The 18,269-nt window shown below is 63.0% G+C and carries 14 protein-coding genes; 4 read left to right on the forward strand and 10 right to left on the reverse strand.

The features are described from left to right. Window positions 1-11: 11 nt before the first annotated feature. From B0G75_RS16390 to B0G75_RS16410, 5 genes are all read right to left on the reverse strand, one after another. A complete protein-coding gene (locus B0G75_RS16390) occupies window positions 12-2,210 on the reverse strand; it encodes a polysaccharide biosynthesis tyrosine autokinase (protein WP_106307341.1) in 2,199 nt (732 codons plus the stop codon). Window positions 2,211-2,344: 134 nt separating this feature from the next. Continuing rightward, window positions 2,345-3,574 (reverse strand): polysaccharide biosynthesis/export family protein, encoded by a 1,230-nt coding sequence (locus B0G75_RS16395; RefSeq protein WP_106307344.1) that lies wholly within the window; start codon window positions 3,572-3,574, stop codon window positions 2,345-2,347. Then, the gene (locus B0G75_RS16400) at window positions 3,568-4,023 is read right to left on the reverse strand and encodes an exopolysaccharide biosynthesis protein (RefSeq protein WP_106307347.1); all 456 of its coding nucleotides are present in this window, start codon (window positions 4,021-4,023) and stop codon (window positions 3,568-3,570) included. Before B0G75_RS16400 ends, B0G75_RS16395 begins: the two co-directional genes overlap by 7 nt. Before the next feature lie 43 nt (window positions 4,024-4,066). Continuing rightward, on the reverse strand, window positions 4,067-5,515 hold the full coding sequence (locus tag B0G75_RS16405; protein ID WP_106307350.1) for a UDP-glucose/GDP-mannose dehydrogenase family protein: 1,449 nt from the start codon (window positions 5,513-5,515) through the stop codon (window positions 4,067-4,069). 78 nt (window positions 5,516-5,593) lie between these two features. Then, on the reverse strand, window positions 5,594-6,991 hold the full coding sequence (locus tag B0G75_RS16410) for an undecaprenyl-phosphate glucose phosphotransferase (protein WP_106307353.1): 1,398 nt from the start codon (window positions 6,989-6,991) through the stop codon (window positions 5,594-5,596). A 634-nt stretch (window positions 6,992-7,625) separates the two neighbouring features. Between B0G75_RS16410 and B0G75_RS16415 the strand changes: the two genes are divergently transcribed. Beyond that, the gene (locus B0G75_RS16415; RefSeq protein ID WP_106307356.1) at window positions 7,626-9,179 is read left to right on the forward strand and encodes a mannose-1-phosphate guanylyltransferase/mannose-6-phosphate isomerase; all 1,554 of its coding nucleotides are present in this window, start codon (window positions 7,626-7,628) and stop codon (window positions 9,177-9,179) included. Between the two features lie 141 nt (window positions 9,180-9,320). Here the strand turns inward: B0G75_RS16415 and B0G75_RS16420 are convergent, their stop codons facing one another. Together B0G75_RS16420 and B0G75_RS16425 are read right to left on the reverse strand one after the other, a co-directional pair. Beyond that, window positions 9,321-10,502: a transposase gene (locus tag B0G75_RS16420; protein WP_106307359.1), complete on the reverse strand. Its 1,182-nt coding sequence runs from the start codon at window positions 10,500-10,502 to the stop codon at window positions 9,321-9,323. 592 nt (window positions 10,503-11,094) lie between these two features. Beyond that, the gene (locus B0G75_RS16425; protein WP_106307362.1) at window positions 11,095-11,391 is read right to left on the reverse strand and encodes a YciI-like protein; all 297 of its coding nucleotides are present in this window, start codon (window positions 11,389-11,391) and stop codon (window positions 11,095-11,097) included. A gap of 446 nt (window positions 11,392-11,837) precedes the next feature. On the opposite strand from B0G75_RS16425, the gene B0G75_RS16430 reads away from it, so the two are divergent. From B0G75_RS16430 to B0G75_RS16440, 3 genes are all read left to right on the forward strand, one after another. Further along, window positions 11,838-12,137: a PsiF family protein gene (locus B0G75_RS16430; RefSeq protein ID WP_106307365.1), complete on the forward strand. Its 300-nt coding sequence runs from the start codon at window positions 11,838-11,840 to the stop codon at window positions 12,135-12,137. A gap of 235 nt (window positions 12,138-12,372) precedes the next feature. Then, window positions 12,373-12,822 (forward strand): hypothetical protein, encoded by a 450-nt coding sequence (locus B0G75_RS16435; protein ID WP_106307368.1) that lies wholly within the window; start codon window positions 12,373-12,375, stop codon window positions 12,820-12,822. Between the two features lie 438 nt (window positions 12,823-13,260). Next, a complete protein-coding gene (locus tag B0G75_RS16440; RefSeq protein WP_106307371.1) occupies window positions 13,261-13,848 on the forward strand; it encodes a YSC84-related protein in 588 nt (195 codons plus the stop codon). A gap of 297 nt (window positions 13,849-14,145) precedes the next feature. Here the strand turns inward: B0G75_RS16440 and B0G75_RS16445 are convergent, their stop codons facing one another. From B0G75_RS16445 to otsA, 3 genes are all read right to left on the reverse strand, one after another. Then, window positions 14,146-15,213 (reverse strand): glycosyltransferase family 4 protein, encoded by a 1,068-nt coding sequence (locus B0G75_RS16445; protein WP_106307374.1) that lies wholly within the window; start codon window positions 15,211-15,213, stop codon window positions 14,146-14,148. A gap of 231 nt (window positions 15,214-15,444) precedes the next feature. Continuing rightward, window positions 15,445-16,611 (reverse strand): AAA family ATPase, encoded by a 1,167-nt coding sequence (locus B0G75_RS16450; RefSeq protein WP_106308029.1) that lies wholly within the window; start codon window positions 16,609-16,611, stop codon window positions 15,445-15,447. Window positions 16,612-16,726: 115 nt separating this feature from the next. Next, the gene (otsA, locus tag B0G75_RS16455) at window positions 16,727-18,139 is read right to left on the reverse strand and encodes an alpha,alpha-trehalose-phosphate synthase (UDP-forming) (protein WP_106307377.1); all 1,413 of its coding nucleotides are present in this window, start codon (window positions 18,137-18,139) and stop codon (window positions 16,727-16,729) included. Between the last annotated feature and the right edge of the window lie 130 nt (window positions 18,140-18,269).

Genomic DNA, 18,269 nt, shown 5'->3' on the forward strand with positions numbered 1-18,269 from the left:
AACCCGCCGCCTCAGGTGCTCAGGTATTCCTGAACCGCCGCGTAGCCACGGTCGTAGCCGCCGCGCGAGCGCGCCGGCATGCCGTTGAAAATGCCGCCCTGCACGTGCACGCCGGCCGCGCGCAGACGCTTCAACGCATCGTTGATCTCGCCTTCGCTGTGCACGCCCGAGCGCATCACGAAGAAGGTCGAGCCGGCATATGCGCCGATGATCGACGCATCGGTCACGGCCAGCACCGGCGGCGTGTCGATCATGATCACGTCGTAGCGCTTGGCGAGGCCTTCGAGGTACTGCGGCAGACGCGGCGACATCAGCAGTTCCGACGGATTCGGCGGACGGCGGCCGCACGAGATGAAGCTCAGGCCGTCCACCTGCGAACTGCGGATCGCTTCTTCCAGCGAGATCTGGCCGCTCAGCAATTCGGACAGGCCGTTATCCGGCGCACCGCCCAGATAGCGTTCGAGCACGCCGCGGCGCATGTCGCCGTCGATCATCAGCACGCGCTTGCCGGAGTTCGCGAGCAGCACCGCGAGGTTGACCGTCAGGAAGCTTTTGCCGACGCCCGCCATCGGACCCGTCAGCATGACGATGCGGTTCTTCGCGTCCATCAGCGTGAACTGCATGGAGGTGCGCAGACTGCGCAGGCTTTCGACGGTGACGTCCTTCGGCCGCGCGTTCGCGAGCACCGAGCGCAGACGTTCGCCGCCGCGCTGGAAGCTGGCTTCGAGCACGCCCTGTTCGGCGGAGAGCGGCACGAGGCCGAACACCGGCAGATGGAACGCGCGCTCGATGTGGTCCGGGTCGTCGATGCCCTTGAACATATTGCGGCGCAGGAACACGAAGCCGGTGCCCGCGATCAGCCCGAGAATCACCGCCGCCGACAGGATCAGCGCCTTCTTCGGCTTGACCGGCACGCCCGGGCGCAGCGCGGCGTCGACGATATGCACGTTGCCGCCGGTGCCGGCCTTCTGCACGGACAGTTCCTGCACGCGGTTGAGCAGCAGCACGTAGATGTCTTCCGCCACCTTCGCGTCGCGTTGCAACTGCACGGCCTTCACTTCGGTGGCCGGCAGATCGCGGAAGCGGTCGGCGTATTTGGTGCGTTGCGCCTGCAACTCGGCCATCTGCTGACGCGCGGCTACCAGCATCGGGTGGTCATCGCCGTAACGCTCGGTGAGCTGCGCCATCTGCAGACGCAGGCCGGCGATCTGCTGCTCGTATTGCACGCTGCCTTCGAGGTACACCTTGGCCTCGTCGCTCGCGTTGATCGAGCCGGACTGGCGCTGATACGCGGTCAGCGCGGCTTCGGCGCGTTCGAGATCGGACTTCAGGCGCGGCTCCTCGCTCTTGAGGAAGTCGAGCATCTTGCTGGCGTCGGCCTGCTTGTTCAACACGTGCTGGCGCACATACGATTGCGCGAGCGCGTTGGCGACCAGCGCGGCATGTTCGGGGCTCTTGTCTTCCAGCGAGATCTGGATCACGCCGGTCTGCTTGCCCTGCTCCTGCACCGTGATGGACGACTGGAACGCGGAGATCGCGTCGAGGTCGTTGGCGCGCATCACCGTGAATTCCTCGCCCGGGCGCGCCACCAGTTTGTTGACCATGATGGTCACGCCGCCGCCCTGCTCCTGCTGGCCGACCCGCCCGTGCAGCAGCAGCGAGCCGTTCGCGGCGTACAGGTTGTACTGCTGGTCGTCGATCACCTTCATGGTGAGCTTCTGACCTTCCAGCGCGGGGATCACGTCGATCGAATCGACCTCGGCCTCTTCACCGCCCCATGCATACGACGACAAACCGAGCCACGGACGCGCCGGCTGACCCGGCGTGGCCATGCGCGCGGCGATGCTGCCGAGCAGAGGCAACGTCTTCGGCGTGACGCTGAAGTTCAGCTTGAGTTGCTGCACGACCGGGCCGACCACGCCGCGGCTCTTGATGATTTCGATCTCGGCGTCGGTCGGCAACGAGGTCGAGCCGGTGGTGATCGCCGCGCCGGTCTGCGTCTGCGTGAGCGCCTGCGACGTGTTGTCCGATTGCTCGACCCGCACATGCGCGTCGGCCGAATAGATCGGCTTGGCGAGAAAACAATAGGCGCCGGCGATCCCGACGATCACCGCGGCGATGGCGATGAGCCACCAGATGTCGTCGAGGATCACCTGCACCAGTTGTCCGAGGACGACGTCCTCTTCTTCGGTCTTGATCGGACCGGCCATGTGTGGAGAGATTTGGTTGCTCACAATTCGCTTCCCGTATCGGTTACAGCGGTATTTGCTTCGGTCCCGCGCCACGTCCATCACGGACGGCGCGGCGCGGGGCCTGACGACGGCTCAGACTGCGGTTACGACGATCAACGCGTCAGCTGTTTCAGGTAGAACAACGTCTGCACACTTGGCAACACCTGCTGCAACACACGGTTGAAGGTGGTCGACGCGGCGGTGCCCACATACACGACATCCAGCGGCTGCAACTGGAACTGCGAGGACAGCATGATGGCGTCCGGCTGCGTCATGTCGAGGCGGTACACGTCCGGCGTGGTCGGGTGATCCTTCATGCCGCGCATCACGAAGATCTGGCGCGGATTGGCGTCGGTGTCGAGAATGCCGCCGCCTTGCGTGAGCGCATCGGCGATCGTCATGCGGCCTTTGATGATCGGCAGCTGGATCGGCGTCTTCACTTCACCCATCACGAACACGCGGCTGTCGGTGCGGTCCGGCACGTTGATCACGTCGCCGTTCTGCAGCATCACGTTCTGCGTGGTGTCGCCGCGATCGAGCATGCGGTCGGCGTCGAGCACGTAGAGTTTGTTGTTGCGCGTGAGACGCACGCGCTGAATATCGGCGTCGGCATTCGTGCCGCCCGAGCGCGTGATCGCGTCGACCAGCGTGAGCGGCACGTCGCTCATGGCGAGCGGGCCCGGCGTCTTCACCTCGCCGGTCACCTGCACTTTCTGGCCGCGGTACGACAGTACGCGCACGTCGACTTGCGGATTGCGGATATAGCGCACGAGGCCGGTGCTCAACTGATCGCGCACCTCGCCGACAGTTTTGCCGGCGGCCCGGATACGGCCGACGAACGGGAAAAAGATCGTGCCGTCGGCAGCGATGGTCTGGCCGTACGGATCGGCCTGGCCCGGCAGCGCCGCCGTGTACGGCTGCTGCAAGGCGCCGCCGATCGACTGCGTGGTGTTGCCGCCCGCCGACAGCGTGCTGCCCTGCGGCGTGGTCAATTCAGGGTGATCCCATACTGTGATGCCGAGAATGTCCTGCGGCGCGAGGCGGTACACGTACTGCGACGGGTCGCTCAGGTTGGAGGGCGGCAGCACCTGCGTCTTCCCGGCGGCGGCTTGCGCCTGCGCGGTCACGACGGCGGCATCGATCACATGGACCGGATAGGTTTCGGCGGTCTGGCTGTCGTGCTGGCCGTCGTCTTTCAGACGGGACGTATCGAGGTAATTGCCAGGTGCGGTGGCGCAGGCCGACAGAAAGGACGTCAGCAAAAGCGTGGCGGCGAGCTTCGAACTGAGATTCGTGGACTTGCCGTTCGCGAATGAGTGTGCAGCGGGTTTTTTCATCAGCATATTTTCTTCAGCCATCCCATGACCAGATGTTCGATGAGCACGAGACTCTCCCTATAAGCGGTTTCCGCACCGCCGTGCGGATCGGCGACGTCGGAATCCGCTTCCCACTTGCCGAGCGGATAGACCTTGCCGCGTGAAGCCGGATCGAGCGCTTCGACGTCGCTCACCTGCGCGCGCTCGGTGACCAGCACGAGATCGGCATTGCGCACGAGTTGCCGGTCGAGCCGCCGCGAGTAGTGGATGCCGGAGGCCACGCCCTGCTCGGCGAGCAGGCGTTGCATGACCGGGTCCATGGCGTGGCCGTTCATCGCCCGCAAGCCCGCCGAATGAAACGAGATCGGCGCCGCCTGCGAACGCGGCGCCGCGCGTTGCCGGGCCTTGAACAGCATTTCGGCAGCGGGCGAACGGCACACGTTTGCATGGCAGACGATCAGAACGTTGGCGAACATGGCGGGCTCCGTGATGACGGCTTACCGGTACGTTAGCGACCGATCAGCGGCCGGCTTCGGCCGCGTCTGCCGTTTGCGCGTGCTCGTGCGGCAAGGCGTTCGTGCCGACCCTGGCCGGCGCGTTGCGCAGCGCGTGCTGCCGGCCGATCGCGTGATACTCGATACCGAGTTCGAGCAGCGCGTCCGGTTCGTACAGGTTGCGGCCATCGAAAATCAGCGGCGTCTTTAGAATGCGTTTGAGCGAATCGAAGTCCGGGCTCTTGAACACCTTCCACTCGGTGAGAATCACCAGCGCGTCGGCGCCGACAGCCGCGTCCATCTCTTCCTTCACGAATTCGAGGCGCGCGTGTTGCTGCGGCACGTCTTTCAGATCCAGCGCGAAGACGCGCTTCGATTCGTCGATCGCGACCGGGTCGTACGCTTTCACGCGCGCGCCACGGCGCAGCAGTTCGGCGATCAGCGGACGGCTCGGCGCTTCGCGCATGTCGTCGGTGTTCGGCTTGAACGCGAGGCCCCACACGCCGAAGGTGCGGTCCGACAGGTCTTCGCCCAGACGCGAAACGATCTTGTGCGCGAGTACTTTCTTTTGCGTGTCGTTGACGGCTTCGACCGCTTCGAGAATTCGCAGATTCGCCTTGAAATCAGCGGCTGTGCGGATCAGCGCCTGCACGTCTTTCGGAAAACACGAGCCGCCGTAGCCGCAACCGGCGTACAGGAAGTCGTAGCCGATGCGCGGATCGGAGCCGATGCCGCGGCGTACAGCCTCGATATCCGCGCCGACGCGGTCGGCCAGATTCGCGAGTTCGTTCATGTACGAAATGCGCGTGGCGAGCATGGCGTTGGCCGCGTACTTGGTGAATTCGGCCGAGCGCACGTCCATGTACAGCGTGCGTTCGCGATTGCGGTTGAACGGCGCGTACAGACGCTTCATCAGGTCGCGCGCTTTTTCGCCGGGCACGTCTTCGTCGCAACCGAGCACGATGCGATCGGGCCGCGTGAAGTCTTCAACCGCCGCGCCTTCTTTCAGGAACTCGGGATTCGAAACCACCGAGAACATATGCGCGGCGTTGCGTTCGGCGAGTTCGGCGGCGATCACTTCGCGCACGCGCGAAGCCGTGCCGACCGGCACCGTCGATTTGTCGACGATCACCTTGAAGCCCGTCATATGGCGGCCGATATTGCGCGCGGCAGCGAGCACGTATTGCAGGTCGGCGGAGCCGTCTTCGTCGGACGGCGTGCCGACCGCGATGAACTGGATATCGCCGTGCGCGACGGCGGCTTCGACGTCGGTCGAGAACTTCAGGCGGCCGGCCTTGCGATTGCGCGCAATGATTTCCTGCAGACCCGGTTCATGGATCGGCACACCGCCGTTGTTGAGCACGTCGATCTTGCGCTGATCGACGTCGAGACAGAACACATCGTGGCCGATGTCGGCCAGACAAGCGCCCGTCACGAGGCCTACGTAGCCGCTACCGATGATCGTCAGGTTCATGTATTACACCTCGGAAAATGGAATCCAATAATTAGTCACATGACGCGTGACCGAAGCCCGCAAGAAAACGCCGGGCCGTCAATAAGCGTTGCTGCCCACGAAGCCTTTCCACAGCGTCAGCACGACGATCTTGATGTCGAGCCAGAAGGTCCAGTGCTGCATGTAGTACAGATCGAGCTTGACGCGGCCCATCATCTTTTCGATGCGGTCGGTTTCGCCGCGATAGCCGTTGATCTGCGCCCACCCGGTGATGCCCGGTTTGATCCGGTAGCGATGCATGTAGCCCTTCACCAGATCCTTGTAGATGTCGTCGTGCTCGAGCGCATGCGGACGCGGGCCGACCACCGACATCTCGCCGCGCAGCACGTTGATGAACTGCGGCAGTTCGTCGAGACTGGTGCGCCGCAGGAACGCGCCGACCGCCGTGATGCGCGGATCGCGCCGTGTGGCCTGGGTGATCTTGCCGTGCTCTTCCTTGTGCATCTTCATCGAGCGGAACTTGTAGATCTCGAACTGATGGCCGTCGATGCCCTTGCGCTTCTGCCGGAAGAACACGGGGCCCGGTGAGTTGATCTTCACCGCGGCGGCGATCACCAGCATCACCGGCGCGAGCGCGGTCAACGCGGCGAGCGCGAACAGACGGTCGAACACGCGCTTGGGCAGCACGCGCAGATCGGTGATCGGCGAGGCGGCCAGGTTGATCGCCGGCACGCCGAGCAGATCGACCATCGGCTGATTGAAGAGCGTCAGGCTGCGCACGTCCGGAATGAAGCGGATGTTCACGAAGTCGTTGCGCAGATCCATCACGAAGCGATGGATCGCTTTTTCCTTCGAGATCGGCAGCGCCAGCCACAGTTCGCGGATCGCGCGCTGGCGCACGAGCTGCAGCATGCGCTGATAGTCGCGCTCGACCGGCACGCCTTCGATCGCCTCGCCCGCGTCCGGATCTTCATAGTGATTGATCGTGCTGTCTTCATCGAACACCACGACCGGCGAGAAGCCCGCGTCAGGACGGCTGCGCATCTGCTGGATCAGAAAGCGCCCATACGGCGCGCCGCCGACGATCGCCACCGCGCGCTGATTGAAGCCTTCGCGGCGCAGTCCGCGCAGAATCGAATAGACGATCACCTTGGTGACGATCAGCAGCACGATGGTGGCCACGGCCCAATAGACGAGCCACAGCCGCGACAGGCTGTCCGAGCGGTGCAGGCTGAAACTGATCAGCACGCCGGTGACTTCCACCAGCAGCCAGCAGCCCGCCACGCGGCACAGCAGGTCGTAGAGCGGCTTGCCGCGCCACGACTGATAGATCCCGAGCGCCGGGAAAAACACCACCACCAGCAGGCAATCGAACGCGAGCGAGACGCTTTGCATATCGTCCAGCCACACGACTTTCCCGCTGTGCACGGCCGCCGCAATGGCGGCGCCGAGCGCGACCATGGCGATGTCGATGATTCTCGATAGAACGCTCAGCATGCGCTGCCCCTCAGTTCGTCAGTCAAGTGCCATCCGTTGGTTGGTTGAAATGCAGTCCGGCGACGGGACGCACAACGCCGGTAACCGCGTCATGCAATTCCATGCGCGACGCGTAACTGTCTGAACCGGTGCTAATTGCCCTTCTGTTTCCCACGCGAAAAAACTGCCTGAACAGCCGATTGGGAAATCTGTGTCGGAATGAGTGAATACCCTTGTTCAGGTATAGATAAAGCGATATTAAAATTCCCACTGCAAGACCGCAAAATATCTCAAATTGTATCGGTCAATGTTTCGGCATTTTTTCTGAATTTTGTTCGGCAATTGTTACCGAATTCGGCGTTTTAGTGGCGCCTTGCAAGCCTTGATGTCAGCCGGTCTCGCACTTTAAGAGCGTTTTCCTACGAAGCTTACGCGCCGCCTTCCTCTATCATTCTGACGCATGGACAGCGGTAAAAAAATGGTCCGTGATTTTTTTCGGGTAATTTTTCTTTTTAAAAAATTATCCGGACATTTTTTCTTCACGAAATTGAGAATTTGATTAGGCGTTTTATATAGTTTCTATTTAACGCGCTTTTATTGATTCCTGAGTTCGTGATAAAACTCGACGCATTCACCCAGCCTCGAGGAGTCCATCATGACAGCTCCGGTTACGGCAACGCCCGCCGACACCCGGTCCACGCAAGTCAAGTCCCTGAACGTCAAGCTCAAGGTTCATCCCGTGATTCTGGCGGGCGGTTCCGGCACGCGGTTGTGGCCGATGTCGCGCGAACAGTATCCGAAACAGTTGATCGGCCTGCTAGGCGACGATTCGCTGCTGCAATCCACCACGCGCCGTCTCGACGGACTCGAGGCCGGCTATCCGCTCACCGAGCAGCTCGTCGTGGTGGCCAATGAAGAACAGCGCTTCACCACTGCCGAGCAATTGCGCACGAGCGGCAAGCCGACCCGGCTGATTCTCGAACCCGCCGGCCGCGATACGGCGCCGGCACTCACGGTGGCCGCCCTCTCGGTCGCCGCGCAGGACGAAGACGGCATCATGGTCGTGATGCCCGCCGATCACGCGGTCACCGACATCGACGGATTTCACGCGGCCGTGGCCGCCGGCGTGCAGCACGCGGCGGCCGGCCATATCGTGACGATGGGCATCGTGCCGACGCGCGCGGAAACGGGCTACGGCTACATTCGCATCGGCGCGGCGCTTGGCACGACTAATCACACGCAAGAGGCCGACGCGGAAGTGACCGGCAAGGTCGGCGCGCGCAAGCTCGATCGCTTCGTCGAGAAGCCGCATCTGGAACTCGCGCAGCGTTACATCGACTCGAAGGAGTACTGGTGGAATAGCGGCATCTTCATCATGCGCGCGTCGACCTGGCTGAAGGCAATCCGCCATTTCCAGCCGGCTATTTACGAAGCCTGCGATGCAGCCTTCGCGGGCGGCAAGGCGGACGGCGACTTCTTCCGTCTGCAACGCGACGCGTTCAGCGCCTCGCCGTCGAATTCGATCGACTATGCGGTGATGGAACAGCTCGGCAACGATCAAAGCGCGGCCTCGGGCGTGGTCGTGCCGTTGCAGGCAGGCTGGTCCGACGTGGGTTCGTGGGACGCGATCTGGGATATCTCGGACAAGGACGCCGATCAGAACGTGGGACGCGGACGCGTGATGTTCGAAGGCGCGGCCTCGACCTTCGCGCATTCGGAAGGACGCCTGATTGCCTGCGTGGGTACGCAGGATCTCGTAGTGGTGGAAACGGCCGACGCCATTCTGGTCGCCGACAAGTCGCGCGTGCAGGACGTCAAGAAGATCGTGGGCCGGATTCGCAACGACGGCGGGCTGGAAGCGGCCAACCATCGCAAGGTGCATCGCCCGTGGGGCAACTACGATTCCGTCGACACCGGCGAGCGCTTCCAGGTCAAACGGATCGTGGTGAAACCGGGTGCGCGGCTCTCGCTGCAAATGCATCATCACCGCGCCGAACATTGGATCGTCGTGCGCGGCACGGCGCTCGTCACGCGTGGTGAAGAGCGCTTTATCGTCTCCGAAAACGAATCGGCTTATATTCCGCTGGGTGTCACCCACCGCCTCGAAAATCCGGGCAAGATGCCGCTCGAAATGATCGAGGTCCAGTCCGGCTCGTATCTCGGCGAAGACGACATCGTGCGCTTCGACGATACCTACGGACGCCAGTAACGCGCGTGGACGAGGGGCGTCGGTGAACGGCGTCCTTCAGACAACACCAGTGAATCGCAGCGAATGCCACAACGAATGAAGCGGGAACCTGCGGCGGTTGCTCCTACCGGCCGCGGGGAACTGCCGTGCTAGCCGCCGCGCTCACCCCGCGTGGGAGATGAGTTCTGTGTACGACGGATAACGATCTGATGCACTGCTCTCGGTCGCTGCGGTGGCGCCGGCCGGTTCGCCGGGATAACGGCGCAACGGTCCACGGAACGCATTGAGCGGTCCATGCAACGGCGCGCCATGATTGACCGCGACCGGCTCGGGCACATGGCGCAAGGCAGGCAACGGACGTGCCGCCACGGGCGCCGGGTTTGCTGCAACATGTGCCGGTGCTTGAGCCGCAGCCGCGGATTGCTCTGCCGCCGCCAACGTGAGGCATTCGCGGTCGATCCACTGCCGCGCCCAGTCGAGCGCATATTGCTCCGCCGCTTCGGCTTGCGCAAAGCGCGGGCCGACGAGACCGGAACGCTCGACGCGTTTGCCGTCCTTCATGATTTCCGCCCACGCCCGATACATGGCGTTCGGCACCTGCTCGGCCGCGACGTAAATCACGTAGCCACGCCGGTCGGCGATTTCCGTGCCGCGTGGCGCGAGGCTCATCGACAGCGGGCTGCGCCGATCGTCGGGCGCGGAGGTTCCGCGCGCCGACGCGATGGCGGAGTTCAAACCATGCATGGCGGCACCGACCGCGCGCGCTTCGTCCGGACGCGGCAGGCCGGCCCGTACGACGTGCCGTGCGGGCGCTGCGACGGGTGCGGCTGGCGCACGAGACACCGGCGGCACATGCGTGACGCCGGACAACTGACGCGTCATGTCGGCAATCGGATCAGCCGAACGCCAGTTGCCCAGGCTGCTCGACACGCCGCCTGGCGCTTGCCATGACTCGGGGCTCCTCCAGGACACGCCACGCAGATGCTCGTCGCGCACGCTGGGAGTTTCCGCTACCGGTGCCGCAGGTTTGGCCGCGACGGGCGGCGCCGGTTGGGGGACGTACGCAAAGGTGCGCCCGGTTTGCGATAACAGCCGAACCATCTCGAGCAGCGTGCCGTTCAATTGCCACTCTTCAAAACGGCGCCGGCAAGTCGGACCCGACGGATAACGCCCTGGCAGTTTGGACCAGGGTTCACCGGTTGTCAGAATCCACAGGACGGCATTCGCCACGATGCGCGGTTCGGCGCGGGGCCGGCCGCGTCGGTTTAGACGGACGGCCGGCTCATCTGAAACAAGCGCTGCCAGCAGCGCCCATTCGTCATTGCTTAGCTCATCGAAAAACATTGGGTTTTCTCCACGCAGCCTGGCCAGGCCGCGGCTTTGGACTGCCACGGATTCAACTTTCACGACCCGTGTGCAGGCCTCGGTTGCACAAATATGTTTTGTACGTTTTGTTGTCTGGTCAATACCGCCCCGACTTAGTGCGGTTCGTCCCTATTGCGAAGCACAAAACGTGGTCTCACTCGTGCATGGGAGAATTTGTGCACGAAGCATACCATCCCCAGGGTTTGCGTGAATATGAATGAGACAAGTGTTACGGATGGAAACAATCTTGTCCTTTTTGCTGCGTCATTGCTCGCAATGCCGTCATAAAAGTCGCGTCGCTTCCAGCAGAAAAATGGCGCTATTGCACCGCACAACGCACAGGTATCGCGGCGAATAACGTTTATGAATCTGTTGTTCGTCCGGCGCCGGATTTCAATGCGATTTGGCTCGGCATTAGCCGGTCGACTGAAGAGCCGCAAGCGGCGTTGATCAATCTATGTGCGGTGCATCAACGCGAAGGAAATCGCGCGGTGTGAACGCCGCAGGACCACCAATCGAACGACGGAGTTCGTCACTCACCCCTTTGCCGATTCAACCAGTAGACCAGCGTTCAGCGCACAGGTTTCGCCGCGCCCTCGCCTACCACCGTCGTCCATTCACGCACGCGCCAGCGTGTCACGAGACCGGCGAGTACATATGGATCGGCCTTGGCAAAGGCTTCGGCGGCAGCGGCTGAGTCGCCTTGAAAGAGCAGTATGGCGGTGTCCGTGGGCTCGGCCAAGGCTCCGGCCAGCAACAAGTCGCCGCGCTCGGTGGCCGCCCACGCCAGCTTCAGATGCGCATCGCGATACGCTGCGCGCCGTTCGAGATAGTCGGACACCAGGTCGTACATCAACAGATAGTGCATAACGAGCCTCCTCGGCCGGTGTACGAGCGGATCAGCTGCGCAATCGGCGGCATGCCTTCTGGTCGATATTACCCATATGTTGGGTGGTGGAATTTCATGCCGAATTACAATTCAATTGCAAGTGCAGCAATGCGCAAAGCATGCGCTAATTTTTCACCGGTCTCATGGAATTGTTTAGTGCTAATTCGTTTGAATTCGCCCCATGAATTTAATCTGGAATGCATAACATAACTCCATGGTCGCGCCATTCGCATTTCATCCTCTAATCCGCCCTCAGTCCCCGTCGCGTAAGGGAAAACCAGCGTCAGCGCCTGTCAACCGGATTGCGCTTTTAGCCGTTCTGGCAGACAGCATTTGCCATAATGGACGTGCCGAGGGTCCTGGATACCGTTGACGCCCGCGCGCATGAACGACCAAAAACGTTTTCACCACCGATGGAGTGTCACATGAAAATCCAATCCGCTATCGCTACGCTCGTTCTGGGTGCTGTCCTCGTTTCTTCGCCGGTGTTCGCAGAGAACAGCCAGCAAACCAAAATGGCCGACTGTAACAAGCAGGCCGGCGACAAGAAGGGCGACGACCGCAAGGCGTTCATGAAGACCTGCCTGTCCGCGAAGCCGGCCGCCGCTGCGCCGATGAGCCAGCAGGACAAGATGAAGGCGTGCAACACGCAAGCCACGGGCAAGAAAGGTGATGACCGCAAGGCGTTCATGAAGAGCTGCCTGTCGTCCGCACCGGCTAATTAAACACAACGAATCGGCGCCGCGCGACAAGCGCGGCGCCTGCGCGCGTTCAACTCGAACACTGCGGTGCTGTTGGCCTGCGCTAGCTCTGCGCGTGCCCGCCCCTTCCTGCGTACCCCATCCGCCCGAACCCGCCATTTTTCTTCTATGATGGCTGCGGAGACGGCCCACCCCCATACAACATTAGACGGGCCGCCATCTTGTCGTTGGTGCTGCAGAGCATCCATCGGAGGCAAGGATGGTATCGAAGCATAAAAACCGCTGGTTGAGGCGGTGGCTGGTCGTCATCATATTTTGGGCGGTGCCCGTGGCGATCGTGGCGGTGAGCGAAATCCGGGAGGAAATGGCGTACAACGCTGTCGACCTCGACCGTGCGCTGACCAGCTGGAATTTCACCGACGCGCAGCGCGCCGCCGGCGCCCCCGCGCGCTGCCGTGGCAAGCCCGACGAAGCGCAGGCCGCGGGCTGTCCGGCCGATGTGCTGGCGGCCAACGCGCCGCGTCAGCAGGACGCCCGCAATGAATACAGCGTGCGCCGCTCCACTCTGATGGCCTATCTGTGGCACGCGTTCGTTGGCTACTGGATCGTGCCGGCCGTGGCGCTGTTTGTGCTGGGCGTGCTGATCGGCATGGTGCGCCGCGCGCTGCGGCGTCCGCCGGCGGTCAAGAGTCCGGCGAACCACGGTTGAACGCGCGCCCAGATCGAAACGGCCGGATCTCGGGCCGATCAAAGGGCCGATTAACGAGGCGAATTCCGGGCCGAATTCCGGGCCGAGCTGCGGCGTCACGGCAACACTTTCAAATCGATTTCGATGTCGGTTCGGGCAGCGCAAAATCGGTAAAAATGAATGCTCCAAACGATCGCCCTCTTGCTCCTATTGGCTTTGGTGAAACTCGGCGCGACTCGTCCGAACCCATTCAAACGCGCGCTTTGCGTAGCCTCAAGCTGTACTCCGCCGTCGGTCAAAATTACGGCACGGCGCCTTACGATTAGCCCGAAACCCCCGCTGCACAAGGCTTTTCGCCTGACGAGGAAGTGCGCCTTTTGTGCTTGCGTGTGATATAACTCAAAGGCAACCTGGCTAATCAGATGAGGTTGCGCCCCGGAACCATGACGGAGAAAAACGATGCAAAGACGAAACTTCATGTTGAAGACTACCGCTGCGCTCGCTTTCGGAGGCCTTGCACTCGCCGGTTGTACGACCAATAAAGGCAACCCCGATACCCCCGCCACCGATTCAGCCAAACGCCAGTCGATCGACGCTAGCGTCGAGGGCACCATGTCGCGGCTCTATACGACCGTGAAGGGTTCGCGTGAACTGGTCTCGAAGGCGCGCGGCGTCCTCGTGTTCCCATCGGTGCTGCAGGTGGGCTTCGTTGTCGGCGGACAGTATGGCGAAGGTTCGCTGCGCGTAGGCGGCAGCACGGTCGGTTACTACAGCACGATTTCCGGTTCGTTCGGCCTGCAGGCGGGTGCGCAGTCGAAGGCGATCATCTTCCTGTTCATGACGCAGGACGCACTGGACAAATTCCGCAATGCCGACGGCTGGTCGGCGGGCGGCGACGCGTCCGTCGCGCTGATCAAGATGGGCGCCAACGGCGCGATTGACACCACCACGGCCACCGCTCCGGTCGAAGTGTTCGTGCTGACCAACGCCGGTCTGATGGCCGATGTATCGCTGCAGGGCACCAAGGTTTCGCGCCTGAAGATCTAGCCGGGCGCGTTAGCCGATGGCCGGTCTGCGAGGTGTGCGTCTGATCCGCCGGGTTCCGTAAGCAGCGGTGGCCGGATCAGACGCAATCCTGCGCAGCCTGCCTTTGCAACGTCAGCAACGCGGCATGCGCCGCGCCGGTGAGCTTTTGTGGGCCGCAATCGCGCGCGGTCCATCACCACCGCGCGGTGCCTGTCGCGGCAGCCCCAAGTCTCGAGTCGCACGCCAACAAAAAGCGGCCATGCGCATCACGCATCGCCGCTCTTTTTTACCCTGCCGCTCGAGTCGAATCGCTTCGGCTCAGCTTCCCGACGTATCGATCACCTTGAAGCGCGAACGCTTCTGCGCGCGAATCACCATCTGATACGCATCCACATACTGCTGCGCCATGCGATGCGAGGTAAAGCGCTCCTCGAAGCGTTGCCGGACGCCCGCGCGCGGCATCTTGTGCAGGCGATTGACCGCCGCCACCGCGCCGATTTCGTCTTCGACGATATAGCCCGTCACGCCGTCTTCCAGCACTTCCGGCACGGAGCCGCGGTTAAACGCGATCACCGGCGTGCCGCATGCCATCGCTTCGATCATCACGAGGCCGAACGGCTCCGGCCAATCGATGGGAAACAGCAGCGCGTGCGCGCCGGACAGGAATTCGGCCTTCTGGTGATCCGCGATCTCGCCGATGAACTTCACGTGGGGCAAATCCAGCAACGGCCGGATGTCGCGCTCGAAGTACTCGCGATCGGCGGCATCCACTTTGGCGGCGATGCAAATCTGCATGCCGCAGCGGCCCGCAATCCGGATCGCGGTATCGACGCGCTTTTCCGGCGAGATCCGGCCGAGAAACGCGAGGTACTTCTGCTCGACCGGCTGCGGTGTGTAGAGCTGCTCCGGCAAGCCGTGATAGACGGTGGTCAGCCACTTGGCCTGCGGCAGCGGATGCCGCTGCGAATTCGAAATCGAAATCACCGGCGCGGTGTTGAACGTGTCGAACACCGGCTGCTGCTCGGGCAAATCGAGGCGGCCGTGCATGGTCGTCACGAACGGCGTGTCCTGGCGTTTGAACACCGAGAACGAGTAGTAGTCGAGGTGAAAATGCAGAACGTCGAAATTCTCGGCCTGGCGGCGCACCAGTTCCATCAGCAGCATATGGGGCGCCACGCGGTCGCGAATGCCCGGATCGAGACGCAGCGCGCGCGGCCAGACGGCTTCGAGCTTGGCGCTCGTAACGGAGTCGCCGCTCGCGAACAGCGTCACGTCGTGGCCGAGATCGACCAGCGCTTCGGTGATGTACGACACGACGCGCTCCGTGCCGCCGTACAGCTTCGGCGGCACCGATTCGGTCAATGGGGCGATCTGCGCAATCTTCATATTTTGTCTCCGTGAGCTGACGGCTTGCGCCCCGAGGCGGTGCGCGTCAGCGGCGCCGAGTATGACAGCGCCGATACCTCCGATCAATGCAACGGCCCAAGCCGGCCGCCTGCACCACCGGCATCGCAGCATTATTCACTACAGGACAACAAAAAGCCCCTGGTCTTGCATTTCCTCGGTGCTGTTACATTCAGCTTACATACGGCTCGGCGCGTGAACGGCTTTTTGTGCTCAACGCGCAGGCCATTTCCACGGCGGCAGATCGCGATCGTCGGCATCGGTAATGCGAGTTGCGCCAAACTGCTTCTCCAGCACGATCGACTGGCTCGCCTCTTCGCGCTCGAGCGCCGCGATCAGACGCGCCGCGTGCGACACCACCAGCACCTGCGAATGCGCGGCAGCTTGCGCGATCAGGCGCGCGAGCGCCGGCAGCAGGTCCGGATGCAGACTCGTCTCCGGCTCGTTCAGCACCAGCAACTCGGGCGGACGCGGCGTCAGCAAGGCTGCGACCAGCAGCAGATAGCGCAAGGTGCCGTCCGACAACTCCGCGCCTTTCAGCGGCCGCAGCAGACCGTGCTGCTGCATCGTCACTTCAAAGCGGCCGTCCTGGGTCGCGACGTCGAGGCGCGAACCGGGAAAGGCGTCGTCGATGGCCGCATCGAGCGCGGCCGGATCGCCGATCTCGCGAATGGTTTGCAAGGCGGCGGCGAGATCCGTGCCGTCGTTCGCGAGCACGGGCGTGTGCGTGCCGATCTGCGGCAGGCGCGCGGGCGCCTCGGCGTCGGTGCGGAAATGGTCGTAGAAGCGCCACGAGCGGATCTGCTCGCGCACCGTGATCATCTCGGGCGCGGTGCGCGGGTCGGAGAACTCCGTCATCATGCTGTCGAAGCTGGCGACGGGTTGCGCAATGGTTTGCCAGTCGCCGCGCTCGTCGCGCGTGCGCAGCGCCGGGCCGTGGCGATCGACCAGCAAGGCCGACGGCCGCATCACCGGGCCGCTCCAGATGCATTCGCGCTTGATAGTCGGATCGAGCGGAAAGCGCGTGGCGCGATTCACGAGCGGCAAACCGAGATCGATCGCGTAGCCGAATTGATCGCCGGAAAAACCGAGCCGCAAGCTGACCGGCTCCTTGCGGCGCAGCGGTTCCACCGCGAACTCGCCCGCCAGCACGGCTCGCGAAAAGCGCTCAGGACCGGCCCATAGCGTCGATGGCAAGCCGCCCTCGCGCGCGAGCGAGGTAATCAACCCGCCGCGCGCGGCTTCGGCCAGCAGCCGCAGCGAGCGATACACGCTCGATTTGCCGCTGCCGTTCGGACCTGTGATTACGTTCAGCCTGCCGAGCGGCACGATCAACTCGCGCAAAGAGCGATAGCCCGCAATTGCTAACGTGGTCAGCATGCGCTCGCCCGACATTCAGGGGCGCACGCGCGTGCGTTCCGCAACTCTGCCGCGCCTGGACACGCGCTCACGCCGGCGCGCCCGAAACTGGACAAGCACTGGTCGACACGCCCCATCACTTATGCCCGCCACCCTTGGCCGGCTTCTGCGCCGGCACGCTGCGCAGATCGCGCAGGAAGCTATCGCGCCAGACACCAAGATCGTTCTCGCGCAGCGCCGCCATGTTGATCTCGTGACGCCGCTGACGCGCGTCGAGCGGCATTTGCAACGCGCGCTGCAACGCTTCGCACATGCCGATCGCATCGTGCGGATTGACCAGCAGCGCGCCGGTCAGCTCCGCCGCCGCGCCCGCGAAAATCGACAGCACCAGCACGCCGGGGTCCTCGGGATTCTGCGCGGCGACGTATTCCTTCGCGACCAGATTCATGCCGTCGTGCAGCGGCGTGACGAAACCGATCTGCGATTCACGGAACAGCGACATCAGCTTCCAGCGGTCGTACTGCTGGTTCAGATAGCGGATCGGCGTGTAGTCGAGCCCCGAGTAGCGGCCGTTGATGCGCCCTGCTTCGTACTCCAGATCCTGGCGAATCTTCTGATAGGTGGCGACGTCCGAGCGGGTCGGCGGCGCGATCTGCACCAGCGTGACATTGCCGCGCCATTCCGGCGAGCGCTCCAGCAGATGTTCGAATGCCCTGAACCGTTCGACGAGACCCTTCGAGTAATCGAGCCGGTCGACGCTCATGATCAGCTTGCGCCCTTCCAGGCTCTGCTTGAGATCGAGCACGTGCTGACGGCTCTCGTAACGCTTTGCCTGCTCGGCGATTTCGTCGGGGAACACGCCGATCCGGTAGACGCCCGTGCGCAGCTTGCGGCCGAATGCTTCGACCACGCCGTCCGCGCTCACCGTGCCGCGCGCGTGGCGCGTAACGTAGTCCTTGAAGGCGAGTTCGTCGGTGGCGGTCTGGAAGCCCAGCAGGTCGTAGCACGACAGCGACTTCACCAGCTCTTCGTGCGGCGGAATGTTGAGCAGGATCTGCGGCGCCGGAAACGGAATGTGCAGGAAGAAACCGATGCGGTTCGTGATGCCCTCGTTGCGCAGCGCTTCGGCGAACGGGATCAGATGGTAGTCGTGAATCCAGATCACGTCGTCGGGTTCGAGCAGCTTGATCAGCTTGTGCGCGAGCCATGCGTTGACGCGCCGGTAACCCGCGTATTCCTCTCGCTCGTAGCGTGCGAGGTCGTTGCGGTAGTGGAACACCGGCCACAGCGTCGCGTTCGAAAAGCCGCGATAGTACTGGTCGTAATCCTTGCGCGTCAGACCGACGGTCGCGAAGGTCACCGCACCGTCCTGCTCCAGCGTCGGCCCGGCGTTGGCGACGGTCTCGCTGACCACGTCGCCGCTCCAGCCGAACCACACGCCTCCGGCATCCTTCAGCGCGCCGAATACGCCGACCGCGAGGCCGCCGGCCGAGCCCTTGGTTTCCGTCGGCGTTGCGACGCGATTCGACACGACGATCAGTCGGCCCATATTGCATGTCCTCCTTGGTTCGCGCGGCGCGCCCGGTGCTTTCGCAGATGTTCGAAGTGTCTCGCGCCTGGTTGCGCGGCGAGAACCCAAAGCACATGAAGCACGCGATGCCGCGCCGGATTCGTGAGTG

This window comes from Paraburkholderia sp. BL18I3N2, assembly GCF_003001875.1.
Classification (GTDB): Bacteria; Pseudomonadota; Gammaproteobacteria; order Burkholderiales; family Burkholderiaceae; genus Paraburkholderia; species Paraburkholderia phytofirmans.

Excerpts from the sequence above, each read along its gene's own strand:
- B0G75_RS16405 (WP_106307350.1), bottom strand. The coding sequence starts at position 5,515 with ATGAACCTGACGATCATCGGTAGCGGCTACGTAGGCCTCGTGACGGGC.
- B0G75_RS16435 (WP_106307368.1), top strand. The coding sequence starts at position 12,373 with ATGGTATCGAAGCATAAAAACCGCTGGTTGAGGCGGTGGCTGGTCGTC.
- B0G75_RS16400 (WP_106307347.1), bottom strand. The coding sequence starts at position 4,023 with ATGTTCGCCAACGTTCTGATCGTCTGCCATGCAAACGTGTGCCGTTCG.
- B0G75_RS16440 (WP_106307371.1), top strand. The coding sequence starts at position 13,261 with ATGCAAAGACGAAACTTCATGTTGAAGACTACCGCTGCGCTCGCTTTC.
- B0G75_RS16425 (WP_106307362.1), bottom strand. The coding sequence starts at position 11,391 with ATGCACTATCTGTTGATGTACGACCTGGTGTCCGACTATCTCGAACGG.
- B0G75_RS16430 (WP_106307365.1), top strand. The coding sequence starts at position 11,838 with ATGAAAATCCAATCCGCTATCGCTACGCTCGTTCTGGGTGCTGTCCTC.
- B0G75_RS16390 (WP_106307341.1), bottom strand. The coding sequence starts at position 2,210 with ATGGCCGGTCCGATCAAGACCGAAGAAGAGGACGTCGTCCTCGGACAA.
- B0G75_RS16415 (WP_106307356.1), top strand. The coding sequence starts at position 7,626 with ATGACAGCTCCGGTTACGGCAACGCCCGCCGACACCCGGTCCACGCAA.
- otsA (WP_106307377.1), bottom strand. The coding sequence starts at position 18,139 with ATGGGCCGACTGATCGTCGTGTCGAATCGCGTCGCAACGCCGACGGAA.
- B0G75_RS16395 (WP_106307344.1), bottom strand. The coding sequence starts at position 3,574 with ATGCTGATGAAAAAACCCGCTGCACACTCATTCGCGAACGGCAAGTCC.
- B0G75_RS16410 (WP_106307353.1), bottom strand. The coding sequence starts at position 6,991 with ATGCTGAGCGTTCTATCGAGAATCATCGACATCGCCATGGTCGCGCTC.
- B0G75_RS16445 (WP_106307374.1), bottom strand. The coding sequence starts at position 15,213 with ATGAAGATTGCGCAGATCGCCCCATTGACCGAATCGGTGCCGCCGAAG.
- B0G75_RS16450 (WP_106308029.1), bottom strand. The coding sequence starts at position 16,611 with ATGCTGACCACGTTAGCAATTGCGGGCTATCGCTCTTTGCGCGAGTTG.
- B0G75_RS16420 (WP_106307359.1), bottom strand. The coding sequence starts at position 10,502 with ATGTTTTTCGATGAGCTAAGCAATGACGAATGGGCGCTGCTGGCAGCG.